At 73.9% G+C, this 7,919-nt stretch carries 7 protein-coding genes and 1 pseudogene; 1 reads left to right on the top strand and 7 read right to left on the bottom strand.

What is annotated here, in order from left to right:
• Positions 1 to 323: pseudogene (locus B0E53_RS30490) on the top strand (serine/threonine protein kinase); the annotation flags it as partial.
• A 3-nt stretch (positions 324 to 326) separates the two neighbouring features.
• On the opposite strand, the gene B0E53_RS30495 reads toward B0E53_RS30490, so the two are convergent.
• The 7 genes from B0E53_RS30495 to B0E53_RS30525 all read right to left on the bottom strand — a co-directional run bounded on the left by B0E53_RS30495 (position 327) and on the right by B0E53_RS30525 (position 7,665).
• Entirely contained in the window at positions 327 to 1,445 is a 1,119-nt protein-coding gene (locus tag B0E53_RS30495) for a glycosyltransferase family 4 protein (RefSeq protein WP_107079154.1), read from the bottom strand.
• Between the two features lie 72 nt (positions 1,446 to 1,517).
• Positions 1,518 to 2,189 carry a BON domain-containing protein gene (locus B0E53_RS30500; protein ID WP_107079155.1) on the bottom strand — a complete coding sequence of 224 codons (672 nt, stop codon included), beginning with the start codon at positions 2,187 to 2,189 and terminating at the stop codon, positions 1,518 to 1,520.
• 134 nt (positions 2,190 to 2,323) lie between these two features.
• Positions 2,324 to 3,826: a trypsin-like peptidase domain-containing protein gene (locus B0E53_RS30505; protein ID WP_107079156.1), complete on the bottom strand. Its 1,503-nt coding sequence runs from the start codon at positions 3,824 to 3,826 to the stop codon at positions 2,324 to 2,326.
• 62 nt (positions 3,827 to 3,888) lie between these two features.
• Positions 3,889 to 5,433 (bottom strand): ATP-binding protein, encoded by a 1,545-nt coding sequence (locus B0E53_RS30510; protein ID WP_107079157.1) that lies wholly within the window; start codon positions 5,431 to 5,433, stop codon positions 3,889 to 3,891.
• Entirely contained in the window at positions 5,430 to 6,131 is a 702-nt protein-coding gene (locus B0E53_RS30515) for a response regulator transcription factor (protein WP_046571468.1), read from the bottom strand. The genes B0E53_RS30510 and B0E53_RS30515 overlap by 4 nt, the downstream gene beginning before the upstream one ends.
• Positions 6,132 to 6,205: 74 nt before the next feature.
• Entirely contained in the window at positions 6,206 to 6,829 is a 624-nt protein-coding gene (locus tag B0E53_RS30520; RefSeq protein WP_107079158.1) for a PadR family transcriptional regulator, read from the bottom strand.
• On the bottom strand, positions 6,826 to 7,665 hold the full coding sequence (locus B0E53_RS30525; RefSeq protein WP_107079159.1) for a DUF4097 family beta strand repeat-containing protein: 840 nt from the start codon (positions 7,663 to 7,665) through the stop codon (positions 6,826 to 6,828). The genes B0E53_RS30520 and B0E53_RS30525 overlap by 4 nt, the downstream gene beginning before the upstream one ends.
• Between the last annotated feature and the right edge of the window lie 254 nt (positions 7,666 to 7,919).

A 7,919-nucleotide genomic window follows, 5' to 3' on the forward strand; every position in this document is an offset into this window, starting at 1 on the left:
CGCCCGACCCGACCGGCCGGCCGACCGCGACCGCCGGCGCGCCGACCCCGCCGGCCGGCGGCAGCCTGGACGAGGCGGCCCACCGGGTGGAAGGGCTGATCGAGGCCGGGCTGGCGGCCGGGCAGATCCGCGGCGATGTCGGCGTGGACCTGCGCAACCTGCTGCGCAACGCCACCGCCGCGACCGGTGACGGCGCGCTGACCGCCGCCGTGGACCGGCTCCGCGGGAAGATCGCCGATCGGCGGCGCGAGGGCAGCATCAGCCCGGAGTACGCCCGTCAGCTCGACGCGGCCGCCGCAGACCTGGCGACCGGGCGCACCTGAGGGTCAACCGGCGACGACGGGCACGGCCTCGCGCCGCCCGGCGACCCCGGCCCGGCCGGCCAGGAAGCTCCGGTACACCGACTCGTAGCCGGCGGCCATCCGCTCGACCGAGAAGTGCTCCGCCACGTGCGCGATGCTGTCCGCCGGGTCGAGGCGGGCCGCCGCCCGCAGCGCCGCCGGCAGCTCCTCCGCGCGGTCGCAGACCAGCCCGGTCACCCCGTCCCGGACCAGCTCCGGCACGGCGCCCCGGCGCAGCGCCACCACGGGCGTGCCGGTGGCCATGGCCTCCACCATCACCATGCCGAACGGCTCCGCCCACTGGATCGGCATGATCAGGCAGCGGGCGTCGACCAGCAGCCGCAGGATGGCCGCCCGATCGGCGTTGAGTACCAGGGTGACGTCCTCGTCCAGCAGCGGCTCGACCACCTGCTCGAAGTAGCGGCGCTCGGCCGGCTCGTTGCACTTGCCGGCCAGGGTGAGCGGCAGGCCGGCCGCGCGGCAGGCGCGGATCGCCACGTCCGGGCCCTTGTCCGGGCTGAACCGGGCGAGCCACAGCACCGGCCCGGGTCCCGGCGACCGCTTGTGCGGGAAGTCCCGCAGCGGCATCGCGTTGTGCACGGTGCCCACCCAGGGCAGGTCCGGATTGGCGGCGCGCTGGGCATGCGAGATCGCCACCAGGCCCACCCCGTGGTCGGCGTTGTCCAGCACGGTGCCGTACTCCCCCACCGGGTTGCCGTGCACGGTGGCCACGGTGGGCACCCGGCGCTGGCCGGCGACCATCGGGCCGATGGTGGTGTGGTCGTGCACCAGGTCGAAGTCGGCCGGGTCCACCAGCCGGTTGACGTGGGCCAGGTGGGCCAGCTCGGGCAGCGACTCGCCCAGCCGCTCGTACTGGAGGTCCTCGCAGGTGGAGACGAAGTCGGCGGCGGTGCCGTTCTCCCGGCCGGCGCCGAACAGGGTCACCGCGTTGCCACGGTCGATCAGCCCGTCCACGAGCCCGGCCACCACCTGCTCCAGGCCGCCGTAGCCGGGCGGCGGGACGGACAGCCAGGGCGGAACCACCATCGCGATCCGCAGGGGCCCGGCCCGTGAGCGGTCCGACGGCGGCTGGTTCACGGCCACGAGTCCTCCCCGATGGTCCCCGGCTACCCAGTCGGCGGCGGTTTCCCGACGCGTCCGGCGGTAAACGGCGGCTCAGCCGGCCACCACGATCCGGTCGTGCACCTCACGTACGCCGGGGGTGGCCCAGGCCGCCCGTTCCGCCTCCTCCCGCTGCCACCATGAGCGGACCACCCCGTCGAGCACCACGGTGTCCCCGCTGACCCGTACCTCGATGCGTTCGGTGCCGGTCCGCCGGAACAGCACGCGTTGCAGGTCGCGGCGGTTCTGCTCGTCGCTGGGCGGGGTCGGCGGGCGCACCTCGACCAGGTTCGTCACCCCGCGTACCCCGCGCAGCCGGCGCAGCTCCCGTTCGGCGGTACGGCGCTGGAAGCCGTACTCCACCTCGCCGCGGAGCATCACCCAGCCGTCGGCGACGGTCACGTCGAGCCGCTCGGCGGGGACGAAGCTGTCCCACTCCAGCGCCCGGCTGGCCGCGATCGCGATGTCGGCGTCGGTGCGTTCCTCGGTGGCGGGCAGCCGTACCTCCAGGTCGCTGGCGACGGCGCGGACCCCGCGGACCCGGTGCGCGCACCGCTCGGCGGCCCAGCGCCGGGCGTAGCTGTCCACCTGGCCGGTGAGTGAGACCACGCCGCCGGCGACGGTCACCCCGATCTCGGTCGGCCGGGTCTGCGCGTCCCAGTCCAGCTCGGCGAGCACGTCCCGCTGGATGTCCTGGTCGGTACGGACGGCGGAGGTGGTCGTCATGCCCCGAGGATGCCGCCGGACGGGGTGAGCCGTCCTCACCCGGAGCGGGTGAGGACGCGAAAAAGGGCGGCGGGCGACGGAGCCAACCCCCTTGGCTCCGTCACCCGCCGCCCGTGGAGGAGGCAGGTCTGGTGTTATGACGTCTCGGCGAGCGTCACGGTTGCCGTCTCGGTCGACCCGTTCCGCTTGAACTGGACCTCGACCCGGTCGCCGACCTTGCCGGCCTGCACGGCGCCGACCAGGTCGTTGGAGTCGTTGATCACCTTGTCGCCGAACTTGGTGATCACGTCGCCCCGCTGGAGCCCGGCCTTGTCGGCCGCGCTGCCCGCGACCACGTCGGAGACCAGCGCTCCGCCGTCCTCCGCGCCGGCAACGCTGACCCCGAGGGACGGGTGGCTGATCTTCTCGCCGCGCTGGAGCTTCTCGGCGACGTCCTTGGCCTTGTTGCTCGGGATGGCGAAGCCGACCCCGATGTTGCCGTTGCTGCCCTGCCCGGCGGTGGCGATCGCGGTGTTGATGCCGATCACCTCGCCCCGGGTGTTGACCAGCGCACCGCCGGAGTTGCCCGGGTTGATCGGGGCGTCGGTCTGCAGCAGGCCGGAGATCGAACTGGCACCCTGCTGCGGGTTCTGCTGCTGACCGCCCTCGCCGGCGGAGATGGTGCGGTCGCGGGCGCTCAGGATGCCGGCGGTGACGGAGCCCTGCAGGCCGAGCGGGCTGCCCAGGGCGAGCACCTGGTCGCCGACCTGCATGGCGTCGCTGTCGCCGAACTTGGCCGCCTTGAGGTCGCTCACCCCGCTGGCCTTGACCACGCCCAGGTCGGTCTTCGGATCGGTGCCGACGATCTTCGCCTGGGCGGTCTTGCCGTCGGCGAAGACGACCTTCACGGTGTCGCCGCCGGCGGAGGCGACCACGTGGTTGTTGGTCAGCACGTACCCGTCGGCGCTGAGGATCACCCCGGAGCCCTCACCGCTGTCCGTCATGATCGTGACGATGCTGTCCTGGACGGCGGCCGCGATCTTCGGCAGGTCGGCGCTGTTGAGCACGGGAGCGGCCGAGTAGGTGCGGGTGACGGTCCGGTCGCCGTCGAGGGCGAGGGCGAGGGCGCCGCCGGCCACGCCGGAGCCGAGCATCAGCGCCAGCGCCAGCGCACCCGCGCCGATGAACTTCCCGGCCCGGCTGGGCCGTGCCGGCTGCTGCGGACCCCACGGCGGGGCCGGCTGCCCGGCCTGGTGGACGTGGTGCAGCTGGTGCTGCGCGTACGGCTGCTGCGCCTGGTACGGCGGGACCGAGCCGCCGGCCTGCGACGGGTAGCCGCCGCCCTGCTGCGCCCAGGGGCTCTGCTGCTGTCCCCCGTACCAGGGGTGCGGCTGCTGCGGCTGCCCGGAGACCGGGTATGGCGCTGCCGCCGGCGGCGCGTACGGGTCGGCGGGCGCGGCCGGCGTCTCCGGCTGGCCGGCGGGAGCCGGGGCGGTGGTTCCGGCGGCCGGGGAGTCGGCCGGAACCGGCGCCACGGCCGGGGTGACGGTGAGGTCCGACTGCCCGCTCTCGGCGCGGGGCAGCTCGGCGGTCGGGTGCGACGGCTCGGCGTCGGCGGGAGCCGGCGACCGCTGCGGATCGGTCTCGTGGTCGGTCATGACTCCACCTTCTCCTCTGGCACTGCGACCAGCCTGGAACCCGCCTGAATGTTTTCTGAAAGTCACTCGCCGGGCTCGGGCGCCTCGGGCAGCAGCGGCAGCTTCACCCGGAAGGTGGCCCCGCCGCCCGGCGTCTCGGCGACCTCGACGGTGCCGTGGTGCGCGGCCACCAACGCCGCGACGATGGCCAGCCCCAGCCCGGTGCTGGTCGGGCCGCCCGCCCGCCGGGTACGCGCCGCGTCCACCCGGTAGAACCGCTCGAAGGCCCGCTCGGCCTGCTCCGGGGTGAGGCCGGGACCGGTGTCCGCCACCTCCACCACGGCCAGGTTCCCCGGCTCCGCCCGCAGCCGCAGGGTCACCGCGGCGTCCGGCGGGGTGTGGGTGAGCGCGTTGGTCATCAGGTTGCCGATCACCTGGCGCAGCCGGGCGTCGTCGCCGAGCACCACCAGCGGACCAGCGCCCGGCTCGATCTCCAGCGTGATGGCGCGGTCCGGCTCCACGGCCCGGGCCGCCTGGACCGCGTCCGAGGCGAGCACCGGCAGCTCGACCGGGGCCAGCGCGATCGGCCGCTCCCGGTCCATCCGCGCCAGCAGCAGCAGGTCTTCGACCAGCAGCCCCATCCGGGACGCCTCGTCCTCGATCCGGCGCAGCAGGCCGGCGGTCTGCTCCGGCTGCCGGGCCGCGCCCTGCCGGTACAGCTCCGCGAAGCCCCGGATGGTGGTCAGCGGGGTGCGCAGCTCGTGCGAGGCGTCGGCGATGAACTGCCGCATCCGCTCCTCGGAGCGGCGGGCCCGCGCCTCGGACGCCTGGGCCGACGCGGCGGCGTCCCGGGCACTCACCTCGGCGCTGCGCGCCGCCGCCTCGGAGGCGGCCCGCGCGGTGAACGCCGCCTCGATCTGGGCGAGCATGGCGTTGAGAGCCCGGGAGAGCCGGCCCAGCTCCGAGGTCGGGCAGGCCCGCCCCTCCTCCGGGTCGGGCACCCGCCGGGTCAGGTCACCGCCGGCGATGGCCGCCGCGGTCCGCTCGATCTCCACGAGGGGCTTGAGGCTGGTACGCACGATCCCCGCCCCGACCGAGGCCAGGATGATCAGCACCGCCCCGCCCACCAGCAGGTCTATCCAGACGAGCTGTCGCACGGCCAGATCCACGTCGGTGAGGTTCTGCCCGATCACCGTGTACGTGTCGTTGTCGACCTGCTTGATCATGACCCGCCAGCGGACCCTCTTGTCGGCCGCGTCGGTGGTGAACGCGTCCTGGTTGGCGTGCCGGTCGTACCAGCCCTGCTCGGTGAGGCCAGCCGGCAGGTCTTCGCGGGTCAGCGACTTGTCCTGCACCACCTGGCCGGCCTGGCTGGACCGGCTCCACTGGGCGAGCAGATAGTCGGTGGGCAGCTGGCTGACCGTCTGCTGGTTGATCGTGACGCTCTGGCCGAGCTGGTCGCTCAACTCGCCGTCGATCCGGCCGACCAGGTAGTCGTGCAGGAAGTACGCGGTCAGCGAGCTGATCACGACGAGCGCCGCCGCCACCAGGGCCAGGACCGAGGCGACCAGCTTCACCCGCAGCGGGATGCCGCGCAGCCAGCCCTTCGTCTCGTGGACGGCGTTCACGCCGCCGGCTTGCGCAGCACGTACCCGACCCCGCGCAGGGTGTGGATCAGCCGGGGCTGGGTGTTGTCGACCTTGCGCCGCAGGTAGGAGATGTAGGACTCGACGATGTTGTCGTCACCGCGGAAGTCGTAGTTCCAGACGTGGTCGAGGATCTGCGCCTTGGAGAGCACCCGGTTGGCGTTGAGCATCAGGTAGCGCAGCAGCTTGAACTCGGTCGGCGAGAGCTGCACCCGCTGGCCGGCGCGGTGCACCTCGTGGGTCTCCTCGTCCAGCTCCAGGTCGGCGAAGGTGAGCCGGGAGGGGGCGTGCTCGCCGGTGGCGGTGCGCCGCAGCACGGCCCGGATCCGGGCGGTCAGCTCCTCCAGGCTGAACGGCTTGGTGACGTAGTCGTCCCCGCCCAGGGTGAGCCCGCGGATCTTGTCGTCGGTGGCGTCCCGGGCGGTCAGGAAGACCACCGGGGTACGCGTGCCGCCCTCGCGGAGCATCCGGATGACCTCGAAGCCGTCGAGGTCGGGCAGCATCACGTCGAGCACGACCAGGTCGGGCCGGTGGTCCTTGGCGGCGTTGAGCGCCGCGCTGCCGCTGGTCGCGGTGGCGACGTCGAATCCGGCGAAGCGCAGGCTCGCGGAGAGCAGTTCGAGGATGTTGGGATCGTCCTCGACGACGAGCAGTCGGGCCTCGGTCTGGGTAGCCACCATGGCACCCATCATCCGCGCTTTCGCTGCGGCCGCGCTGGGTGGACCCTGGAAACAACCTGTGAGCCGGCGGACGCCTAGCGGAGCAGCCGGCGCAGCCCGTCCAGCGCCCCGTCGAGCAGGCGGATGGCCGTACGGAGCTGGGTGTCGGTGAGCCGGCCGGCCCGCACCAGCGCGCCGACCTCGACGGTGAACGCGGCCAGCCGCTGGTCGAACTCGGCGAGCAGGGGCGACTCCGCGGTCGGGCGGGGGCCGCCGTTGCCCGGCGGTCGGGTCGTCGGTGGCGGAGGCGCCCAGCGGGCCTGGCGGGTCTGCCGGGCCGCCTCGCGCAGCTCCCGCTTCAGGTCACGCACCGAGCCGCGTACCTCGGTGCGGATCTCGCCGGCCAGCGCGGAGAGGTCCTCGACGGAGGCGGTGATGTCCGATTCCAGGGTGGCCAGCTCGTCGGCGCGCTGCCGCAGCTCGGCGCGGCCGGCGTCGGTGATCTCGTAGACCTTGCGGCCGCCCGCGGCGGTGTGGCTGACCAGCCCCTCCACCTCCAGCCGTTGCAGCCGGGGGTAGATGGTGCCGGCGCTGGGCGCGTAGAGGCCGAGGAAGCGGTCCTCCAGCAGGCGGATCAGCTCGTAGCCGTGCTTCGGCCCGCCGTCGAGCAGCTTGAGCAGGTAGAGCCGGAGCCGCCCGTGGCTGAACACGGCGGTCACGGCAGTTCCTCCACGTCGTCGGCGTCCTCGACGGGACGGGCGAGCAGCGCGATGCTGCCGGAGGTCGCGGACGCCCAGAGCTTACCCGCGCCCCCACCGAGCACCCCGTGGCTGTCCTTCACCGCGCCGAACCCGTGCTGGCCGCCGCAGACCTGGGGAAAGCCGCTGGTGATCCGGCCGGAGGTGGTGTGCAGGTGGACGGTGAGGTCGCTGTCCTCGCGGACCCGGACGGTGATGCTGCCGGAGATGGCGCTGAGCCGGATGTCGCTGCCCCGCGGGTTGTCCAGGTCGCAGGTGATCGACCCGGAGACGGCGTGGGCGCGCACGCGCTCGGGCGCGCTGTCGGCGAGGATCAGCTCGCCGGAGACCGTCTCCAGGTTGAGGTCGCCGCCGACGCCGAGCGCCTCGACCGGGCCCGAGGTGACCTTCGCCGAGGTGCGACCGCGCAGCCCCATCAGGGTGACCTGGCCGGAGGTGACGTCGACCCGGGTGTCCCGGCGCAGGCCGGAGGCGACCAGCGAGCCGTCCACCAGTTGCAGGTCGGCCAGCACGTGGGCGGGCACGGCGATGGAGACCTCGGCACGGAACCGGCGGCCGAACTGACCGAGCCACCAGAGCACCCCCGGCCAGCGGGGCGGCCGCTCGTGGCCGACGCTGAGCCGGCCGTCGCGCAGCTCGACGCGGACCGGCTGGCGGCTGACCCGGGTGACGTCCACCCGGGCCGGCCCGTCCGCGCCGACCACGTTGAGCCGTCCGGAGATGAGTCGGACGTCCAGCCGGGTGACCGGCTCGTCCAGGGTGATCTGTTGCGGACTGTCGACCGTCCAGCGGGTCATGGCGTCCTCCCCTCGGTGACGCGCCGGTCGGCGGCGCGTCGAGTGATGCGAGGAGTATAACGCGATACATCGCGACTGGACAAGACTGTCGCGACTGTGTCGCGTTCCTGTCAGGCCACCAGGTCCAGCCCCACCTCCGCCCCGGCCGGCAGCGGCGCCACCGGCCGGACGATCCGCACGCCGACCGCCGTCGGGCGCCGGCCGGGCGCGCGGACCGGGGTCGGCTGGATCGCCGACTCGGCCGCCCGCGCCAG

This window comes from Micromonospora sp. MH33 (assembly GCF_003013775.1).
Classification (GTDB): domain Bacteria; phylum Actinomycetota; class Actinomycetes; order Mycobacteriales; family Micromonosporaceae; genus Micromonospora; species Micromonospora fulviviridis.

Coding starts and splice junctions, on each gene's coding strand:
- B0E53_RS30505 (WP_107079156.1), bottom strand. CDS start 3,826: ATGACCGACCACGAGACCGATCCGCAGCGGTCGCCGGCTCCCGCCGAC.
- B0E53_RS30500 (WP_107079155.1), bottom strand. CDS start 2,189: ATGACGACCACCTCCGCCGTCCGTACCGACCAGGACATCCAGCGGGAC.
- B0E53_RS30515 (WP_046571468.1), bottom strand. CDS start 6,131: ATGGTGGCTACCCAGACCGAGGCCCGACTGCTCGTCGTCGAGGACGAT.
- B0E53_RS30525 (WP_107079159.1), bottom strand. CDS start 7,665: ATGACCCGCTGGACGGTCGACAGTCCGCAACAGATCACCCTGGACGAG.